Raw genomic sequence first — 19,369 nt, 5'->3', positions numbered from 1 at the left:
GGGAGTTACATATGAGTTTATTACAAATAATTGATCCGGTAGCTTTTTCTCTAGGGCCGTTAGAGGTACGTTGGTATGGAGTAATAATTGCACTGGGTATAGTATTAGCATTTTTCGTGGCACAAAAAGAAATGGTAAAGAGAGGTTTCCATCCAGATTATTTAACAGATTTACTCATTTGGGCAGTTCCAATCGCTATTATTAGTGCACGTATTTACTATGTTATTTTTAAATGGGATTTTTATAGTCAAAATCCAGGGAAGATTATTGAAATTTGGAATGGCGGAATTGCGATTCACGGGGCATTGATTGGATCATTTATCACGGCCTATATTTTCACCAAAAAACGTGGCTCATCTTTTTGGAAGGTTGCCGATATAGTAGCACCAAGTATTTTAATCGGACAGACTATAGGACGTTGGGGAAATTTCATCAATCAAGAAGCTCATGGCGGAGAAGTAACGAGAACTTTTTTAGAAAATTTAATGCTTCCAAACTGGATTATCGAGCAAATGTATATAGATGGGAAGTATTATCACCCGACATTTTTATATGAATCCATCTGGAACTTTGTAGGCGTTGTTATTCTAATATTACTTCGTAAAGTGAATTTGCGTCGAGGAGAAATGGTGTTATTTTACGCAGCATGGTACTCTATCGGGCGATTTTTCATCGAAGGGATGCGTACTGACAGTCTCTATTTAATAGGAGAATTACGAACTGCACAAGTCGTTTCTATTGTGACTATTGTAGTTGCTATTATTGTCTTTGTATATAGAAGAGTGAAGGTAAAACCCGTTATTCATTATCAAGATAAGTAAGAAAGCTGGGATAAGATGGGGACGTTGAAAAATGGACTGTTTGCTGGTCTTAAAACGACATGGACACTAAGCAAAGTAATTTTCCCAATTACATTAATCGTTGTGATTTTGCAATATACTCCTGTTCTACCTTGGATTATTGATATCATCTCCCCATTTATGGGGCTATTAGGACTTCGGGGAGAGGCTGCAATTCCTTTAGTGCTAGGTAATGCATTAAATTTATATGCAGGGATAGCAGGGATACTATCTCTGGAATTGACAGTTAAGGAAGTTTTCATACTAGCGACGATGTTATCCTTTTCTCATAATATTTTCATTGAAACTGGAGTCGCCCTTCGAGTTGGAGTGAAATTATGGGTTGTATTGGTTGTTCGCTTTGGTTTGGCAATTCTGTCTGCAGTTATTATTAACCTCGTGTGGCAAGGTGGAGGAGAGGTAGCGAAATATGGTGCGCTACAAGTAAGTCAGCAAGTTCCCGATGGATGGGGAGAAATTATTTTGTTTGGCTTACAAAAGGCGACGTTCGGCGTTATACAATTAGCGGTAATTGTCATACCGTTGATGGTAATTATTCAGTTTTTAAAAGACCGGAATTATTTACAAAAGTTTTCAGAAAAACTAGCTCCTTTTACGAAAATTATTGGTGTAAAACCAAACGCTTCCCTAACGCTTGTAGCTGGGCTGGTGATTGGACTTGCATATGGAGCAGGTGTAATGATTCAAGCTGTTCAAGAGGATGGAGTAAGTAAAAAGGATGCGACATTAGCATTTATTTTCTTAGTGGCATGTCACGCCGTGGTCGAGGATACTTTAATCTTCGTTCCGTTAGGAATCCCAATCTGGCCATTATTATTAATACGATTGCTAACTGCTTTCATATTAACGATAGTAGTTGCTTATGTTTGGAGGAAAGCGGAGCAAAGTAAACATAAGGAAGTGGTAATCCCGTGAAAAACTATAAAGCACTACTTTTTGATTTAGATGGAACATTATTAGATACGAACGAACTAATTATTGAATCTTTTTTACATGTTTTAGGCGAAACATTTCCGGGGAAATATAGTCGGGAGACTGTCCTACCGTTTTTAGGACCACCATTATTTGAAACATTTGATGCGATAGACCCAACTTTAACGGAGACTTTAACTGCTTCCTATCGTAAATGGAATCTGGAACGCCATGACCAAATGGTAGCTCCATTTGAAGGAGTCGTAGAAACATTACGACAACTAAAAAAGGATGGCTATAAACTGGCAATTGTTTCTACTAAAAGACGGGAAATGATTGATAGAGGTCTAAAATTAATGGAATGTGAAACATTATTTGATACAATTGTTGGCTTTGACGATGTTACATATACAAAGCCTAATCCTGAGCCAATTCAAATAGCATTACAAAGAATTGGAGCTAATAAGGAAGAGGCGCTTATGATTGGCGACAATTTTCATGATATCGTAGGTGGGCAAAGAGCTGGAGTTGATACAGCTGCTGTAGCTTGGTCCATCAAAGGAGAAGCATTCTTGTCTACTTATAATCCTACTTATATGCTACATCAAATGAGTGACTTACTTGATATAGCAAAAGGGCAGCGTGTATGAGGAGAACAGAACGATATCCTGTAAAAGGGGCAAACTCGCTTTGGCATGTGTATGATACTGTTCCATTTTGGAAAGTTATGAGGAACTTTATCTTTATTCAAGCCGCTAGATATTCACCTTTTTTAAGCTGGAAAAATTTTTTCTATCGTGTTTTTCTGAAAATGGAAGTTGGCAAAGAAACGTCTTTTGCCTTAATGGTAATGGTAGATGTAATGTTCCCAGAGCGTATTAAAGTAGGTGACAATTCCATTATTGGGTACAATACGACGATTCTTGCACATGAATATTTGATCGATGAGTATCGTATTGGAGATGTCATTATCGGTAATCGAGTACTGATAGGGGCAAATACGACAATTTTACCAGGTATTACGATTGGGAATGATGCCATTGTTTCTGCAGCAACACTTGTCAATGCAGACGTTCCAGAAGGATGCTTTGTTGGAGGAAATCCAATGCGTATTATTTATACGAAGGAACAAATGCTAGAACGAAATAAAAAATAATGAAAAGCTATTCTACTTAGTGTTGAACTAAGAAGGATAGCTTTTTTTGATGAAATAAAATCGTCAACTAGAAAAGTAATTAATAGTGGGGGTGAACTTGCGATTTGAGACATCGACCTTGCGATTCGGAGTGACTATCTTGCGATTCAGATAATCTCGGTAGAGAACTTGCGATTATCACGGTTCATATTGCGATTAGCAGAGTTGAACTTGCGATTTGAGGCATCGAACTTGCGGTTTGGAGAGACTATCTTGCGATTCGGAGCAACCATCTTGCGATTCAGAAAATCTCCAAGGTGTTAAAGGACATGTTGACGAAAAGGTGAAAATAGTATAAAATTCAATTAATTCATCTTATTAGTTCTCTAGTGTGTTAAAGTAATGTAAGGGGTGTTCAAATGAGCAAAATTCAAATGTTCGAGAAGCCACTTGGAATGAGAGATTCATTTCCTGAAGTAAACGAACAAAAAGAATCTATACGATCGATTGCAAGGGATTTTATACGTACAAAAGGGTATGACTTTATAAAAACGCCTTCCGTGGAGTATTTTGAAACAATCGGAAAGGCTTCTGCTATTGATGAGTCTTCTTTGTTTAAATTAGTAGACAATCAAGGCGAGATGCTTGTATTGCGTCCTGATATGACGACTCCGATTGCTAGAATAGCAGCTTCTAAGTTATTAAAGGAAAAAAATCCGTTACGATTAGCGTACTATGCAGATGTATTTCGTGCACAACAACGAGAAGGTGGGAGACCGGCAGAGTTTGAGCAGCTAGGACTTGAACTTGTTGGGGATTTTAGCCCATACGCAGATAGTGAAATAATATATACTGCGATAGAACTATTGAAGGCTTTAGGGGTAGAAAGCTTCCAAATTACAATTGGACATGCTGAAATCCTAACTGCTTTCTTAACAAACAACACAGATAATACGAAACAGGTAGAAATGCTAAGACAATTATTAGTAGAGAAAAATTTAGTAGGTTTCTCACAAAAGTTAGAAAGCATGAACTTATTAGAAGAACAAAAAGAACGTCTTATGAAAATAATAGATTATACAATAGAGTCCAATACATTTAGGGATTTCCGACAGTTCCTTAATGACGACCAACAATACCTAATTGATCAGGTGGAAGAACTTCAAAATTTATTAGAATTCCAATTGAATGACTTTTCGATTGTATCGTTCGATTTTTCATTAGCGAGTCATATGAGCTATTACACTGGTATGCTGTTTGAAATTCACGCTGCAGGAAGTGGATTCTCCATTGGGAATGGTGGACGATACGATGAGCTATTTAAAAAATTCGATGAAAAAGTTGGTGCTACTGGATTTGGAATTAGAGTAGATAGATTATTGGAGGTATTACCGAAACAAATAATAAAGGAAAAACATACACTTCTTTTATTTGATAAAGGGTCCTTTTCTAAAGCGAATGTATTAGCGGAAGCTAGAAGGAATGTATCGGAATACGTGACATTGCAATACATAGAAAGTGTAAATGATCTAGAAGCGTTTAAACAAATATTCGATGAAGTGGTTATCGTGTCCGAAGGTGGTTCTTTACGTGAATGAGTTAACAATTGCAATGCCAAAAGGTCGTATTTTTGAAGAAGCATATAAATTATTTGTGCAAGCGGGATTTAACTTGCCAGCAGAGATTAGTGATTCGAGAAAGTTAATCGTTGAGGCTCCAGATGAACGCATTCAATTCATATTGGCAAAACCGATGGATGTTCCTGTATATGTTGAACATGGTGTAGCAGACATCGGCATTGCGGGAAAGGATGTTTTATTGGAGCAGCACCGCGATGTCCATGAGTTATTGGATCTACATATTAGTAATTGTTATATAGCAACTGCTGGCATACCGAACACGAAAATGAATGAGATTGCTCCGCGTGTTGCAACAAAGTATCCAAGAATTGCTACAAACTTCTACAAGGAAAAAGGAGAGCAAGTGGAAATCATTGAGTTGAATGGTTCAATTGAACTCGCACCAATGATTGGTCTTGCGGATCGTATTGTAGATATTGTTTCCACTGGACAGACACTTAAGGAAAATGGCTTAGTTGAATATGAAAAGATTGTTTCTATCTCATCTCGATTGATCGTCAATCCTGTAAGCTATCGAGTGAAAAGTGAGCGAATCAATGTTTTCGTTGCACAATTAAAAAATGAATTGAACAAAAGGTAGGGAATCCTATGAAAATAGAAAAGCTTACAGATACAATTTCATTACTGCGTTCCGTTGAACAACCAGATCCAGATTATTTAATGACTGTTCGTGAGGTAATTGCGGATGTACGCCAGAACGGAGATGAAGCCCTTCTTCGTTACACGGAAAAATGGGATGGTGCCAAACTGGAGTCACTTAAAGTATCCAAAGAAGAAGTGGATGAAGCATACGCTAAGTTTGATAAACAATTGATAGGAGATTTAGAAGAGGCTGCAGCTAATATTAGAGCATTTCATACAGAGCAGGCTCGCAGGCAAATAGACTTCCCATTAGCTAAAAACTCATATATTCAATATAAAATTTCACCACTAGATGCGGTAGGTTTATATGTACCGGGTGGAACAGCGGCTTATCCCTCTTCAGTATTAATGAACGCTATTCCTGCAATTGTAGCTGGAGTAGAAAGAGTGGTCATCGTATCACCGCCAAATTTGGAAGGGAATCTACCTGATTCTGTATTAGTGGCAGCACGTATAGCAGGCATTACAGAAATATATAAGGTTGGTGGAGCACAAGCAATTGCGGCTCTTGCCTACGGTACTAAAACAATTAAAGCGGTAGATAAAATAACAGGACCGGGTAATAGTTTTGTAGCACTTGCTAAAAGAGAAGTATTTGGCAGGGTAGCAATCGATATGATAGCGGGTCCTAGTGAAATAGCGATTATTGCAGATGATACAGCCTATGCGGATGAACTAGCGGCTGACCTTCTTGCTCAAGCCGAGCATGATCGATTTGCAAGTTCCGTATTAATCACAACGAGTACATCCCTTGCAGAGCAAGTGTCAAAAGAAGTAGAAAAACAATTAAAGCTTCTTCCTAGAGAAGAAATTGCTCGCAGTTCTATCGAAAACTTTGGGTGTATTTATATCGCTGAATCCATGGAACAAGCGGTAGCAGCAGTGAATGAGCTAGCACCGGAACATTTGGAAATTATTACAGAGCAACCCGAAGAACTAAGTAAAAAGATTAAGCATGCAGGAGCTATTTTCATTGGGAGATTCAGTAGTGAACCAGTAGGAGATTACTTTGCTGGTACGAATCATGTACTACCGACAAATAGCACGGCAAGATTTTCAAGTGGGTTATGTGTGGATGATTTCGTGAAGAAAACAAGTGTTGTGTTCTATTCCAAAGAAATGTGGGAGGAGCAATATCCTAAAATTGCCCGCTTAGCTAGACTAGAGCAATTAGAAGGACATGCTAGGTCTGTAGAGTCGAGGAGCTGGAAAAAGGAGGATTCAAAATGACAAATAAAAGAGCAGCGAAAATAGAAAGAATGACGAATGAAACAAAAGTATGGGTTGAAATAGACTTAGATGGTGAAGGAAAAGCGGAAATAGATACAGGTGTCCCTTTTATGGATCATATGCTGGACTTATTTACTAAGCATGGTTTATTTGATGCTTCTATTAAAGCTAAGGGAGATACATATATCGATGATCACCATACGACTGAAGACATCGGAATTGTTCTAGGGCAAGCAGTGAAACAAGCATTAGGAGATAAAATAGGTATTAAACGCTACGGAAATGCTTTTGTACCAATGGATGATGCACTAGCGCAAGTGGTAATAGATATTTCAAATCGTCCGCATTTAGAGTTCCGTGCTCAATTCCCAACTCAAAAAGTTGGTAGTTTTGATACTGAGCTTGTACATGAGTTCCTTTGGAAATTTGCATTGGAAGCTCGTATGAATGTCCATGTCATCGTTCATTATGGAGCAAACACACATCATATGATCGAAGCGATCTTCAAAGCGTTAGCTCGAGCGATTGATGAAGCTATTACAAAAGACGATCGAGTGAAGGGCGTTCCTTCTACAAAAGGTCTACTTACATAAGAAGGAGAGAATAATATGACGTCCATTCAAGTTTACCCAGCAATCGATATGAAAGGTGGGAAATGCGTCCGCCTGTATCAAGGGGATTATGAGCAAGAAACCGTTTATGGCGATTCTCCATTCGAGATGGCTAAAAAATTTGCGGATGAAGGGGCAACTTGGATACATCTAGTAGATTTAGACGGTGCAAAAGACGGTGAGAAAATCCATGCTGATGAAGTTATTCGTATCGCCAAGGAGCTGCCAGTTAGTGTGCAAATTGGTGGAGGAATTCGTACGAAGGATGATGTTCAATTTTATTTGAATAACGGTGTAAATCGTGTAATTATAGGAAGTCTTGCTATTTCACAACCTGAATTAGTAGTGGGGTTAATAGAAGAATTCGGCGGTGATAGAATTGTCATCGGACTTGATGCAAAGGATGGAATGGTGGCTACACATGGATGGCTAGAAACCTCCACACAATCTGCCGTCGAAGTAGGACAGTATTTTGCTTCTAAAGGTGCTAAGCACGTAATTTTCACGGACATTGCAACAGATGGAACGCTTCAAGGTCCAAACTTAGTGGCAAATAAAGAACTAGCAGAAGAAACTGGACTATCTGTTATTGTATCGGGTGGAATAAGTTCCTTAGAAGATATTACAGCAGTAGCTAAATTAGCACAAACGACGACTGTTGCTGGTGTTATTACGGGTAAAGCATTGTACAATGAACGATTTTCTCTAACTGAAGCTCTACAAGAAGCGGCCAAATAAGTACACAAGCATTCGTATACTTCGAATGAAAGAGGAGTAGGACAATTATGACTAATTTAACTTATGATGAAAAAGGCTTAATACCTGTAATCGTACAGCATGCCATTACAAGAGAAGTGTTAACACTTGCTTACATGAACGAGGTAGCCTATGCAAAAACAGTTGAAACTGGAGAAACTTGGCTTTTTAGCCGTAGTAGACAACAACTTTGGCATAAAGGGGAAACCTCAGGGAATACTCAAAAGGTAGTTTCTATTAAGTCAGATTGTGATTCGGATGCATTAGTAGTAGAGGTACTACCAACAGGACCAGCATGCCATACTGGAGAAGATACATGTTTTCATAATATTTTAGAAAAACTAGATGACACCGTAGGATATAATACAATAACAACTCTCATCAATACTATAGAAGAAAGACAGCAGTCTATGCCAGAAGGTGCATATACGACGTACCTGTTTGAGAAAGGTGTAGATAAAATTTGTAAGAAAGTTGGAGAAGAAGCATCCGAAGTTATCATCGCTTCCAAAAATAATGATGGGGAAGAGTTGAAATGGGAAGCAGCAGATCTTCTTTATCATCTGTTAGTTCTTCTACAAAACCAACAAGTAAGCTTCTATGATCTACTGCAAGTACTGCAAAAAAGACATGATGCCAAAGCAGATAAAAAGTAAATATATGTGGTATACTGAAGGATATACTAATAAGGGACGTTTTTTTAAACGTTCCTTATTATTTTTCGGAGGATTATATTGAATAAAAAAAGTAAAAAAGTTCTTAGAGAAAATATAATTTCGTTTTTACCTACGGGTGAATACTACTATAAAAAAGCTTTAGATGAACTACAAAAAGAACAATATGAAAAAGCACATAAATATTTAAAACGAGCAGCAGAACTAAGTCCAAATGATCCCATGATATTACTACAGTACGCGATATTACAAATGGAAATAGATAATTTTGAACTAGCGCATGAGCTTTTGAGAAGTGCCCATGCAATTGACCATAACGAATCAGAAATTGTATTCTTTTTGGCGGAGGTAAATGCCCATCTAGGAAATTTTGTTGAAGCGAACAAATTCGCCCAAATGTATTTGGAGATGGATATCCAAGGGGAATACACGGAAGAAGCAATGGAGATTGTAGACTTCACGGAGCAAGAGGATGTGGTATCACTTCAGGTAGATACGCCTTCTGGTGAAGCGCTGTTTTTACAAGAAAAATCGAGACGATTGATGGAGCAAGGTAAGTTTGCTGAGGCGGTAGAATTATTAGAATCCATCGTAGTGGACCATCCAGATTTTTGGGCAGCATTCAATAATTTGGCACTTGCTTATTTTTATATTGGCGAAGAAGAACAGGCAAAGGCTTTGCTACATGATGTACTCAATGAAAATAGAGGAAATATCCACGCACTATGCAATTTAGCTGTGATTCATTACTATGAAAAAAATGAAGAAGAGCTGGAAGAAATCGTAGGATTACTAACCAAGATAAACCCTTATTTTGTTGAACATCGCTATAAGTTAGGTGCGACATTTGCGTTAATAGGCAAATATGAACAAGCATTTAAGTGGCTTAGAAGTTTACAACGAAAAGGTTTTGAAGGTGATCCAGGATTTTATTTTTGGCTTTCCCATTCGGCTTATTTTTCTGGGCATGAAGAGATAGCTAAAAATGCTTGGAAAGCACTATTGAAGCTAGATCCGGAAAAAGCTGGATTTGAACCGTGGCTACCAGTAAAAAGTGAATCTGATGAAGCTGCTTCTAAAATTCAAAAGGAATATATTTTAGAAAAGATAGAGCATAAGCATGTGAGTGAACGTATTTATGGATTTTATTTATTAGGAAAGTCTAAGCATCGTCAAGAAATTATTTCCCATCCTAAATGGATTGTTGTAGATGATCTAACAACGATGGAGAAACTATTCCTTGCTAATTCTTTAGGACATGATTTTGATGAAAAGTCTCCTGCAGAGAAAGCTTTTTTACGTGTTATTGCAGCAACAGACCTATTGTATGATAAATATAAGCCTTTAGAGCATGAAGATACATTTCTATTTCAAATGTGGTTTGTTCTAGTAGAACGTGGCTTAGAGAAAGCCTATGGATTCAAAAATCCACGTGCATTAGCAGCAGCAACGGAGTATATGTTTGAATCATCTCGATCTAAAAATGTAACCAAAAAATATTATGCAGAGCAATATGGCATCACAACAAATACACTGACTAAATATATTAACGAACTGATGCAATTTTTGCCCCTTTTCGACTCCTAAGCAAAATAGTTGAAGCGTATGAAAAAATCCTATAGATTGAAGATAGTAGCAATGTAGGAGGAATCTAAATGACTGAAGATAAAATTTATGATGTAATTATAATTGGGGCTGGACCTGCAGGAATGACAGCTGCAGTATATACATCTCGTGCAAACCTTTCCACATTAATGATCGAACGTGGGATTCCAGGTGGACAAATGGCGAACACAGAGGAAGTGGAAAACTATCCTGGATTTGAAATGATCTTAGGGCCAGAGCTTTCTACTAAAATGTTTGAACATGCGAAAAAGTTCGGTGCTGAATACGCATATGGAGACGTTTCGGAAATTGTTAATGGTGAGGATTACAAAACAGTTAAAGTTAGTGGAAAAGAATATAAAGCGTTAGCAGTTATTATTTCCTCTGGTGCGGAATATAAAAAAATGGGTATTCCAGGAGAAACAGAGTTAGGTGGACGTGGAGTTAGCTACTGTGCAGTCTGTGATGGGGCATTCTTCAAACAGAAAAACCTGGTAGTTGTAGGTGGAGGAGACTCTGCTGTTGAAGAAGGTGCATTCCTAACTAAATTTGCGAACAAAGTAACCATCGTGCATCGTCGTGACGAGCTACGTGCGCAAAAAATTCTTCAAGACCGTGCGTTTGCAAATGAGAAAATTGATTTTATCTGGAATACTACATTAAAAGAGATTCATGGAAAAGATGGAAAAGTAGCAAGTGTTACTTTAGTGTCTACTGTGGACGGTACCGAAAGAGAATTTGAAACAGACGGCGTATTCGTATATGTAGGGATGCTTCCATTAACGAAACCTTTTGCGAATTTAGGTATTTTAAATGACGGTGGATATATTGTAACAAACGAGAAAATGGAAACAACTGTACCTGGGATATTCGGCGCAGGGGATGTTCGTGAGAAAATGCTTCGTCAAATTGTCACTGCTACAGGAGATGGAAGTATTGCTGCACAAGCTGCGCAACACTATATTGAAAATTTGAAAGACAAAACAATTACAAACGCTTAATTTAATTTTATCTTAACCGGATTGTAATAGTCTTGAAATAAATAAAGTGTATAGTAAAGAATATAAATTGACCCCCTTTTTATATAAGAAACATTTGGACAGGCTGTTTCGCGATTTTAATCGTGAAGCAGCCTCTTTTTATGAAATTTAATGTATAATATAATTTATGAAGATGAAAGATGCGGAGTGATGATTTGTGCAAAGAATAGCAAACCTACTCGTATGTAAAGATGATAAAGTTTTATTATTAAAAAAACCAAGAAGAAATTGGTATGTAGCACCAGGTGGTAAAATGGAGATGGGTGAATCTATTTTAGTTTCCGCGGTACGTGAATTTACAGAAGAAACGAATACAGTGCCTGTACAACCTCATTTAAAAGGAATATATACAATGGTCATAGAGGAAGATGGAAAGCGTATAGATGAATGGATGTTATTTACTTTTGTCGCTAAAGACATAAAAGGAATACCTTTCGAAGTAACAACAGAAGGTGTATTAGAATGGCATTCTGTCGAAGACTTACACCATCTTCCAATGGCTGAAGGCGATAGAACAAATCTATTATTTGCAGCTCAAGAAAAAGGTACACAATATGGAACATTTGTATATACACCTGATTTTTCTTTGATAAAGGAAACGATTCAGCAATCAACGGAGGGAGAATGAGCAATGGATAGTCTTCAAAAGCACGAAACGGAAGTTGTAATAATTACTGGAATGTCGGGTGCTGGAAAGACAGTGGCTATCCAAAGTTTTGAAGATCTTGGCTATTACTGCATTGATAATTTACCACCGGAATTATTGAGTACGTTCATCAAACTAATGATAGATTCGAATAAACAACCTCGAAATATTGCAGTTGTGATGGACTTGCGTGGTGGGGAAATGTTCCATTCTTTAGCAGACTCTGTTAATGAGCTACAGGAGACAACAACTGTTACGCCTAAATTATTGTTTTTGGATTCCGGTGATGAAGTATTGGTAAGAAGGTATAAGGAAACACGTCGTTCTCATCCGCTTGCAAACTCTGGATTACCTTTAGAAGGTATTAAAAAAGAAAGACAAATGCTATCTGATTTAAAGGGGAGAGCACAATACATTTACAACACTTCCAAGATGAAACCTCGAGAACTGAGAGAAAAAATACAAGAAGAATTTTCTTCTAAAAGCAGTCAAGTATTTACTGTAAACGTTATGTCCTTTGGATTTAAGCATGGTATTCCAATAGATGCGGATTTAGTATTTGATGTACGTTTTCTTCCTAATCCATATTATATAGAAGAGCTGCGCTTGAAATCAGGACTTAACGAAGAGGTATCCAGCTACGTATTAAAATGGGTTGACACTAAAACATTAATCGAGAAGCTAACGGATTTGTTCAATTTCATGATTCCTCAATACAAAAGAGAAGGAAAAACCCAACTAGTAATTGCATTTGGATGTACCGGAGGGCAGCATCGCTCCGTTACATTAGCAGAATACTTTGGAAAGTCATTACGAGCAGAAGACAAAACCATTATTACGCATCGTGATGTCGTCATTAGAAAGGAATGAAGGAATGGAACCTACAAAACGCCGTAAAAAACTAGTTATACTCGGTGGAGGTACGGGTCTGTCTACGTTACTTCGTGGCTTGAAAAAATTTCCACTGGATATTACGGCAATCGTAACAGTCGCAGATGACGGAGGAAGCTCTGGGCGACTTCGCGATGAATATGATATACCACCTCCTGGAGATGTTCGAAATGTATTAGCGGCTCTTTCAGATGTCGAGCCATTAGTGGAGGAAATGTTCCAGTATAGATTTTCTCATTCAGCCGAATTGGAAGGGCATTCACTGGGGAATTTGATGCTAGCTGCATTAACATCCATAACAGGTGATTTTGCCCATGCCGTAACTGAAATGAGTCGAGTACTAAATATTCGAGGGAAAGTGCTACCAGCGGCCAATCAAATTGTAACTTTAAATGCTATATTTGAAGATCAAACGACCGTAAAGGGAGAATCTAAAATCCCGTGCTATGGCAAGAAAATTGAAAGAGTATTTATTACTCCTCCAGATGTGAAACCGTTACCAGAAACTATTAATGTCATTCGACAAGCTGATGTTATTGTTATTGGTCCAGGAAGTTTATATACAAGTATTTTGCCGAATTTATTAGTGCAAGATATACAAAAAGCGATTAGAAAATCTAAAGCGAAGAAAGTTTATATTTGTAATTTAATGACACAGGCTGGTGAGACTGGTAATTATTCGGCGTATGATCATGTAAATGCATTGATCGAACATGTCGGTGAGAACTTCTTGGATGCTGTGTTAATAAGTAAGGAAGAAATTCCTGAAAATGTGAGATATTTATATAAACAAGAACAGGCATCTCCTGTTAGAATAGATATTGACCAACTAGAAAAGTTGAATATTGATATAGTAAAAAAAGACATTTCAGTCGTTCATGACGGTGCTGTTCGGCACGATGCAACGGAAGTAGCGAAATGGCTTGTAGAATACGCAGACGGGTTAAAAGTTTAACCGTCGAGGAGAAAGGGGGAAACGGAATATGTCGTTTGCTTCTGAAACTAAAAAAGAGATGACTCAGGAAGAGTCAGAACCTTGTTGTGCACGAGCAGAGCTTTCTGCACTCATACGCATGAATGGTTCACTTTCATTTAGCAACAAAATGTTAAGCTTAGACGTTCAAACAGAAAATGCAGCTATAGCTAGAAGACTATATACATTAATAAAATCGTTATACCCATATCAAGTTGAATTACTTGTTCGAAAGAAAATGAGATTGAAAAAGAACAATATATATATTTGTCGTATTCGCGAAGGGGCAAAAAACCTGTTAGAGGATCTTCAAATTTTAATGGATGGTTTTCAATTTGAATACTCCATTTCCAAAGAGCTTGTGCAAAAGAGTTGCTGTAAACGAGCTTATTTAAGAGGAGCCTTTTTAGCAGGAGGGTCGGTTAATAATCCGGAAACCTCATCTTATCACTTAGAAATTTATTCTTCATATAAAACACATAGTGATGCACTGGTAGATTTAATGAATGAATATGAACTGAATGCGAAAACAATAGAACGAAAAAAAGGGTTTGTCGCATATTTAAAGGAAGCAGAAAAGATTTCTGACTTCTTAAGTATTGTGGGAGCCCATAGAGCTTTACTGAAATTTGAGGATGTCCGTATCATTCGAGATATGCGAAATAGTGTAAACCGTCTAGTTAATTGCGAAACGGCGAATCTGAATAAAACAATCAGTGCAGCCATTCGCCAGGTAGACAATATTCGGTTTATCGAGAATTCTATCGGCTTAGATCAATTACCAGAAAAACTTCGTGAAATAGCTAGGTTACGAGTAGAGTATCAAGATGTTACACTAAAAGAACTAGGTGAAATGGTTTCTACTGGCAATGTGAGTAAATCAGGTGTAAATCACCGATTGCGAAAAATAGATGAAATAGCAGATGCGCTTCGCAATGGAGAGACAATTTAAAGAAATGGGGAGTAGACAATGGCAGAACAGCAGGTAGAAGTAAAATTATCTTCAGGACTTCAAGCAAGACAGGCTGCACTTTTTGTACAAGAAGCAAATCGTTATATCGCAGACGTCTATTTAGAAAAAGATACTAAAAAAGTAAATGCGAAGAGTATTATGGGAATTATGAGCTTGGCAATCAGCAAAGGAACAAAGGTAAGTTTAAGTGCTGATGGTTCCGATGCAAAGGAAGCAGTAGAAGCTCTAGCTAATTTCATCTCTAGTGAATCTTAAAAATGAACGGCCTCACTAGTCAATTTAGACGAAAGGGCGGTTTTTTTTATTTGAGAAAAAATGTGTCTTGAAGAGTAAAGACTATATAATATTCTGCTTATTTTCGTTTCAGGTGGCCGCTTTCCGCGGGCGAGGTCGAGCCTCCTCGGGCGGCGCTACGCTTCTTCCCTGCGGGGTCTCAACATTCTCGCTTATCCCGCTGGAGTCGCCACCTTTCACTACAATCAATTAAGTGAGTAGTATCCAAATTGAAGATTTAGTATTGCTTTGTCTTGAACTCTTAACTAAGCTGAATTATCCAATATAAAGGAATTAGAAAGTATTTGCAGAATAACTATTTACATTGGGTGAAATAAACTGCTTACCATTCATTGAAGAGCAAAATAAGGTGGTGGTTGTATAAAAAATACTAAAAAAATATTCATTCTTGTGGTAATAACTCTCTTAATCTCAATTGTGTTAGTAAGAATTCAATTATCGAATAATATACAAATAGAAAACGTATTGACTGAGGAGTTTTTCAGAAGCGAAACTAGTTTAAGCATAGAGAAAATAAATAATTTAACTTTTACAGAAATTAATATATCTGAAAAAAATCAAACGGAAATTAAGGAACTATTTAAAGAATTGAAGCTAAAAAGAACGGATGATTCTTATTCTCCACTTGATGCAAAATACAGGATAGTATCAACATCGAATCCGGATGACCAAATGTATATATTTGTTGGTGAAAATAGAATTGTATTTCCCCATAAAATTAATGCAGGGTATAGCATAAATAATAATGATGAGCTTATAGAGGAAATAGAAAAGTTATTGAATTAAGTATTTTCATAAAAAGGGTGTATCAAAATTTAGGTGAACCTTTTATGTAGAAATGGAAATATAACTTGTTTGTAAAGGAGATATGGATTGGAAAATATTAATAAACCAAATATCGCACTAATTTTAAAGTGCGCAAAGAGCACTTTTTCGTGCTATAACTAAAAATAAAAAAGTCATTTACGCAAAAATTGAAAATAATAATCTTATTTGGAAAGTATATTTTGATGAAATTCCTACAGAGGAAGAAAAAGAAATGCTTAGTATAGCTGTGACAGAAATTATATGTGATTTTCCAGAGCTGATGAACAATATATTCACCATCCAGAACCAATAAACTTTAAAGATATTAAATATTATAATTGGCCATATACACGGTATTGATTGAGGATTAGATGCTTATAGTTAGTACCTAAATGAAAAATCAAGAATTATAAAAAACTCCCAAAGGAATATACCTTTAGGAGTTTAAATCAATTTATTATGATTTTTTCATTTCGCTACGATCGATAATGTGATCGATTAAACCGTATTCTTTTGCACGTTCAGCTGTCATGAAGTTATCACGATCTGTATCACGTGAAACGACTTCAATTGGTTGACCAGTGCGCTCAGCCATGATGTTATTTAATTTATCACGTAAGAATAAGATACGTTTTGCAGCAATTTCGATTTCCGTTGCTTGCCCTTGTGCTCCACCAAGTGGTTGGTGAATCATTACTTCAGCATTTGGAAGCGCATAGCGTTTACCTTTTGTACCAGCTGTAAGTAGGAAAGCACCCATAGAAGCTGCCATACCGATACAAATTGTTTGTACATCAGGTTTGATGAACTGCATTGTATCGTAAATTGCCATACCAGCTGTGATACTTCCGCCTGGGCTATTAATATAAATAGAGATGTCTTTTTCTGGATCTTCTGCTTCTAGGAATAATAATTGAGCAACGATTGAGTTAGATACGTTATCATCAATACCACTTCCAAGCATAATAATGCGATCTTTTAATAATCGAGAGTAGATGTCATATGCACGCTCTCCACGATTAGTTTGTTCAATAACAGTAGGAATTAAATTCATCCTGATTGCCTCCTTCAAAGGTGGTTTAAATTAGTTAGTTACTGAGAAAGGTTCCCTCAGTTGTAACTTTATCATACACATTATGGTCAAGGAAGGTCAAATATTAAGCTTGAAAAAGTTCGCTTGAATTATATTCCTTCTATTTGTATAATAGATAAGTCGCTTGCCCTTGTAGTGTAATGGATAACACACAAGCCTCCGAAGCTTGGAATGTGAGTTCGATCCTCGCCGAGGGCATACTGTTCCAACGTTTGTGTTAAACGACTACGGGTTATTATTTTGTCGAAAATAACTCGTAGAAATAACACGTAGTCCTCCCGTTTATCTTGCGATAAAGCTAACGGAGGTTTTTTTATTGGTTAAGAAAAAAATAGTGGACCCGGCGATACTAGCCGAAATAAACAAAGCGACAGGACGCAAAGAGTCTTTGATAACTTATGATAATGCAGTCGCAAAGTTCTTGCAACACGGAGAAGCTAAGGCGTTATCAGAGCATACGCTATGGTCCTATGCAAAAGAATTAAAATGTTTCCGTTTATCCCTTGTCGAACAAGGCGCACCGCTAAACGACATTGAGGCGATACGGTATGAACATTACGAATATTTCGTTACAAATATGCGGAAGAATAACTACGCTGGAAGCACGATAAACCAACGGCTACTTACGATTAAGATATTCGGAAACTACTGCGTTAAGCACCGTATACTTACTGCTAATCATGCATCGGAAATTCCGCAGTTAAAAGTACGAAAGCGTATTGGAGATTCGTTTAGTAAATCGCAGTTAAATCAGTTACTAGCCACACCGAATATTAGTACATTCGAAGGTTTGCGGGATATAACGATTATGACTATGTTTGCGGATACAGGAATACGTTTATCTGAACTCCACGCAATCAACGTACAAGATGTAATGTTCGATGATAACTCGGTTTTTATTCAACGGACGAAGAATAGACAAGCCCGGCGAATTCCGTTGACTAAGCGTTTAAAAACATTGTTGATTGCTTACATTAAAGTCCGTGGCGTTGTTGAGGATACAGATGCGCTATTCGTTACGATGATGGATACTCGTTTAGCGCGAGGTTCTATCGAATATCAGATACGCAGACATGGCAGAGACTGTGGAATAATCGATGATTTAAAGTGTGCGCCACATACTTTTCGTAGAACGTTTGCTAAGTTTAAGATTAAAGCCGGCGTGGACGTATTCACGTTGCAAGCATTAATGGGACATAGCGATATAAGTGAACTGCGTAATTATGTAGCTATCTATTCAACAGACTTGGACGATGCAATCGAGAAGGGAATCGACTAAGACGCGCATTTAACTTATTTCTAGCGTTGTATTATATAAAAATGAATATGAGTGTGTCGGAGTTTAATACGACTGTATTCATCTATATTTAAGGGTATCAGAGCAACCTCTCTGCATAATTGCGGACGGGTTGTTTTTTTTATATTTAGCATAATAGTTTTTTCGTTGTGATGGACGAAACTCTCACAAAAAGTTGACGCAACCTTAACGGCTCATAATCTTTGCGGTGTATTTTAGTTATAGAGTTGTTAAACTTATGCGAGAAAACCTTAATTAGGAGTTTTACTAGCATATAATAGTAGTTGACATTTATGGGAAAATACTACACATTATAAATAAGAAATTGGAGGGATAATCTATCGAAAAGAAACCGTTTTATAAGCGCTGGTGGTTTTATGCAATCATTGCCCTCGTTATTATCGGCATCATAGGTTCGCCAACAGACGAAGAGCGAGCAGTAATAGAAGCGGAAGAGGCTGCGGCAGCTACCGTGGCTAAAGAGAAAAGTGTAGCTAAAGAAAAAGCGAAGCTTGATGAAAGGAAAGCAGAGGCTGACGCTAAGAAAGCAGAAGAAGAAGCGATAGATGCTGCTATAGTTAATTTCGCCGAAGCTACAAAACTGCTAGTTACCGATTCTAACGGCGTGATTACCGATGCCGACATCGAACATCTAGGCGCTCATTTTAAAGTAAACGTCTACGTAGATGAAGTGACCTGGGCAGCTAGTACGGAAAGTGAAAAAGAATCGTTCGCTACTACGATAGGAACTGCGGTGCAAAAGTCGTTGCCGGATACGACGATAGTTGACTTTCGTTCTGCGGCTAATGACGATGTAATTGCAGAAGGTAAGCTACTCGGTGGTTACGATATAAAACGATAATACGATCTACGAAGTCCTATGCTAATTGTGTGGGACTTTTTTCGTTGGAATTTTTCTAAATTCATTATTTACTTTCAATTTTAAAATCAATTATCTCTCGTATATCATTAATTTCTAATGCTGTTGCGATCTTACATATTGCTAACTTTGGAATCCGTTCAACTTGGTTATTAACTAACTCGGAAATAGTTCGTGTAGTTAATCCAGTCATCTCCGATAATTGATACTGTTTTATGCCTCGTTCTTTTAATATTTGTTTTAATTTTATATCAATTTCCACACTGATCCACTCCAAAATAAAATTATGTTTTGTGTAATATTTTGATTACGGTTTGCGTAATATTACATTAATCGTAATAACAGATGCACTACCATAACCACGATTAAATCGACTATCACCCTACTACTTCTACTTGTTACACTAGAAT

At 37.3% G+C, this 19,369-nt stretch carries 22 protein-coding genes and 1 tRNA gene; 21 read left to right on the top strand and 2 right to left on the bottom strand.

Annotated features, from left to right (window positions below):
• Positions 1–11: 11 nt before the first annotated feature.
• The 18 genes from lgt to MKY60_RS14915 all read left to right on the top strand — a co-directional run bounded on the left by lgt (position 12) and on the right by MKY60_RS14915 (position 15,668).
• Complete coding sequence (gene lgt / locus MKY60_RS15000; protein WP_093495017.1) at positions 12–821, top strand: prolipoprotein diacylglyceryl transferase; 810 nt, start codon at positions 12–14, stop codon at positions 819–821.
• A gap of 15 nt (positions 822–836) precedes the next feature.
• The gene (locus MKY60_RS14995) at positions 837–1,775 is read left to right on the top strand and encodes a nucleoside recognition domain-containing protein (protein ID WP_093495016.1); all 939 of its coding nucleotides are present in this window, start codon (positions 837–839) and stop codon (positions 1,773–1,775) included.
• Positions 1,772–2,422 (top strand): pyrophosphatase PpaX, encoded by a 651-nt coding sequence (gene ppaX, locus MKY60_RS14990; protein ID WP_340930421.1) that lies wholly within the window; start codon positions 1,772–1,774, stop codon positions 2,420–2,422. The genes MKY60_RS14995 and ppaX overlap by 4 nt, the downstream gene beginning before the upstream one ends.
• Positions 2,419–2,928 (top strand): acyltransferase, encoded by a 510-nt coding sequence (locus MKY60_RS14985; RefSeq protein ID WP_093495014.1) that lies wholly within the window; start codon positions 2,419–2,421, stop codon positions 2,926–2,928. Before ppaX ends, MKY60_RS14985 begins: the two co-directional genes overlap by 4 nt.
• Before the next feature lie 398 nt (positions 2,929–3,326).
• On the top strand, positions 3,327–4,505 hold the full coding sequence (locus MKY60_RS14980) for an ATP phosphoribosyltransferase regulatory subunit (RefSeq protein WP_340930418.1): 1,179 nt from the start codon (positions 3,327–3,329) through the stop codon (positions 4,503–4,505).
• Positions 4,498–5,127 carry an ATP phosphoribosyltransferase gene (gene hisG / locus MKY60_RS14975; protein ID WP_090566740.1) on the top strand — a complete coding sequence of 210 codons (630 nt, stop codon included), beginning with the start codon at positions 4,498–4,500 and terminating at the stop codon, positions 5,125–5,127. The genes MKY60_RS14980 and hisG overlap by 8 nt, the downstream gene beginning before the upstream one ends.
• 8 nt (positions 5,128–5,135) lie before the next feature.
• On the top strand, positions 5,136–6,419 hold the full coding sequence (hisD, locus tag MKY60_RS14970; RefSeq protein ID WP_340930416.1) for a histidinol dehydrogenase: 1,284 nt from the start codon (positions 5,136–5,138) through the stop codon (positions 6,417–6,419).
• A complete protein-coding gene (gene hisB, locus MKY60_RS14965; protein WP_241599034.1) occupies positions 6,416–7,012 on the top strand; it encodes an imidazoleglycerol-phosphate dehydratase HisB in 597 nt (198 codons plus the stop codon). Before hisD ends, hisB begins: the two co-directional genes overlap by 4 nt.
• A gap of 15 nt (positions 7,013–7,027) precedes the next feature.
• Positions 7,028–7,768: a 1-(5-phosphoribosyl)-5-[(5-phosphoribosylamino)methylideneamino]imidazole-4-carboxamide isomerase gene (gene hisA / locus MKY60_RS14960; protein ID WP_340930414.1), complete on the top strand. Its 741-nt coding sequence runs from the start codon at positions 7,028–7,030 to the stop codon at positions 7,766–7,768.
• 47 nt (positions 7,769–7,815) lie between these two features.
• Positions 7,816–8,442, top strand: coding sequence for a bifunctional phosphoribosyl-AMP cyclohydrolase/phosphoribosyl-ATP diphosphatase HisIE (hisIE, locus tag MKY60_RS14955; RefSeq protein ID WP_241599037.1), 627 nt, complete (start codon positions 7,816–7,818; stop codon positions 8,440–8,442).
• Positions 8,443–8,520: 78 nt separating this feature from the next.
• A complete protein-coding gene (locus tag MKY60_RS14950) occupies positions 8,521–10,047 on the top strand; it encodes a tetratricopeptide repeat protein (protein ID WP_090566753.1) in 1,527 nt (508 codons plus the stop codon).
• A gap of 68 nt (positions 10,048–10,115) precedes the next feature.
• Positions 10,116–11,066, top strand: a complete 951-nt coding sequence (gene trxB, locus MKY60_RS14945) for a thioredoxin-disulfide reductase (protein ID WP_093495009.1) — start codon at positions 10,116–10,118, stop codon at positions 11,064–11,066.
• A gap of 196 nt (positions 11,067–11,262) precedes the next feature.
• Positions 11,263–11,733 carry an NUDIX hydrolase gene (locus MKY60_RS14940; RefSeq protein ID WP_090566759.1) on the top strand — a complete coding sequence of 157 codons (471 nt, stop codon included), beginning with the start codon at positions 11,263–11,265 and terminating at the stop codon, positions 11,731–11,733.
• Between the two features lie 3 nt (positions 11,734–11,736).
• Entirely contained in the window at positions 11,737–12,621 is an 885-nt protein-coding gene (rapZ, locus tag MKY60_RS14935; protein WP_090566762.1) for an RNase adapter RapZ, read from the top strand.
• Between the two features lie 4 nt (positions 12,622–12,625).
• Complete coding sequence (locus tag MKY60_RS14930; RefSeq protein ID WP_090567241.1) at positions 12,626–13,597, top strand: gluconeogenesis factor YvcK family protein; 972 nt, start codon at positions 12,626–12,628, stop codon at positions 13,595–13,597.
• A 28-nt stretch (positions 13,598–13,625) separates the two neighbouring features.
• Positions 13,626–14,567: a DNA-binding protein WhiA gene (gene whiA / locus MKY60_RS14925; protein WP_093495007.1), complete on the top strand. Its 942-nt coding sequence runs from the start codon at positions 13,626–13,628 to the stop codon at positions 14,565–14,567.
• 18 nt (positions 14,568–14,585) lie between these two features.
• A complete protein-coding gene (locus MKY60_RS14920) occupies positions 14,586–14,843 on the top strand; it encodes an HPr family phosphocarrier protein (RefSeq protein ID WP_090566768.1) in 258 nt (85 codons plus the stop codon).
• Positions 14,844–15,347: 504 nt separating this feature from the next.
• Positions 15,348–15,668, top strand: a complete 321-nt coding sequence (locus MKY60_RS14915; protein WP_340930412.1) for a hypothetical protein — start codon at positions 15,348–15,350, stop codon at positions 15,666–15,668.
• Between the two features lie 478 nt (positions 15,669–16,146).
• Here MKY60_RS14915 and clpP read toward each other — a convergent pair whose 3' ends face one another.
• Positions 16,147–16,743, bottom strand: a complete 597-nt coding sequence (clpP, locus tag MKY60_RS14910) for an ATP-dependent Clp endopeptidase proteolytic subunit ClpP (RefSeq protein WP_090566771.1) — start codon at positions 16,741–16,743, stop codon at positions 16,147–16,149.
• 165 nt (positions 16,744–16,908) lie between these two features.
• Between clpP and MKY60_RS14905 the strand changes: the two genes are divergently transcribed.
• The 3 genes from MKY60_RS14905 to MKY60_RS14895 all read left to right on the top strand — a co-directional run bounded on the left by MKY60_RS14905 (position 16,909) and on the right by MKY60_RS14895 (position 18,941).
• A tRNA-Arg gene (locus tag MKY60_RS14905) sits at positions 16,909–16,980 on the top strand.
• A 190-nt stretch (positions 16,981–17,170) separates the two neighbouring features.
• The gene (locus MKY60_RS14900) at positions 17,171–18,061 is read left to right on the top strand and encodes a tyrosine-type recombinase/integrase (RefSeq protein ID WP_340930410.1); all 891 of its coding nucleotides are present in this window, start codon (positions 17,171–17,173) and stop codon (positions 18,059–18,061) included.
• Positions 18,062–18,551: 490 nt separating this feature from the next.
• Positions 18,552–18,941: a hypothetical protein gene (locus tag MKY60_RS14895; RefSeq protein WP_340930408.1), complete on the top strand. Its 390-nt coding sequence runs from the start codon at positions 18,552–18,554 to the stop codon at positions 18,939–18,941.
• A 64-nt stretch (positions 18,942–19,005) separates the two neighbouring features.
• Here the strand turns inward: MKY60_RS14895 and MKY60_RS14890 are convergent, their stop codons facing one another.
• The gene (locus MKY60_RS14890; protein WP_340930406.1) at positions 19,006–19,221 is read right to left on the bottom strand and encodes a helix-turn-helix domain-containing protein; all 216 of its coding nucleotides are present in this window, start codon (positions 19,219–19,221) and stop codon (positions 19,006–19,008) included.
• Positions 19,222–19,369 lie beyond the last annotated feature (148 nt).

It is taken from the genome of Psychrobacillus sp. FSL K6-1415 (assembly GCF_038003185.1).
In the GTDB taxonomy this organism is placed as follows: Bacteria; Bacillota; Bacilli; order Bacillales_A; family Planococcaceae; genus Psychrobacillus; species Psychrobacillus psychrodurans.
This window is presented reverse-complemented; position numbering and strand designations above follow the sequence as displayed.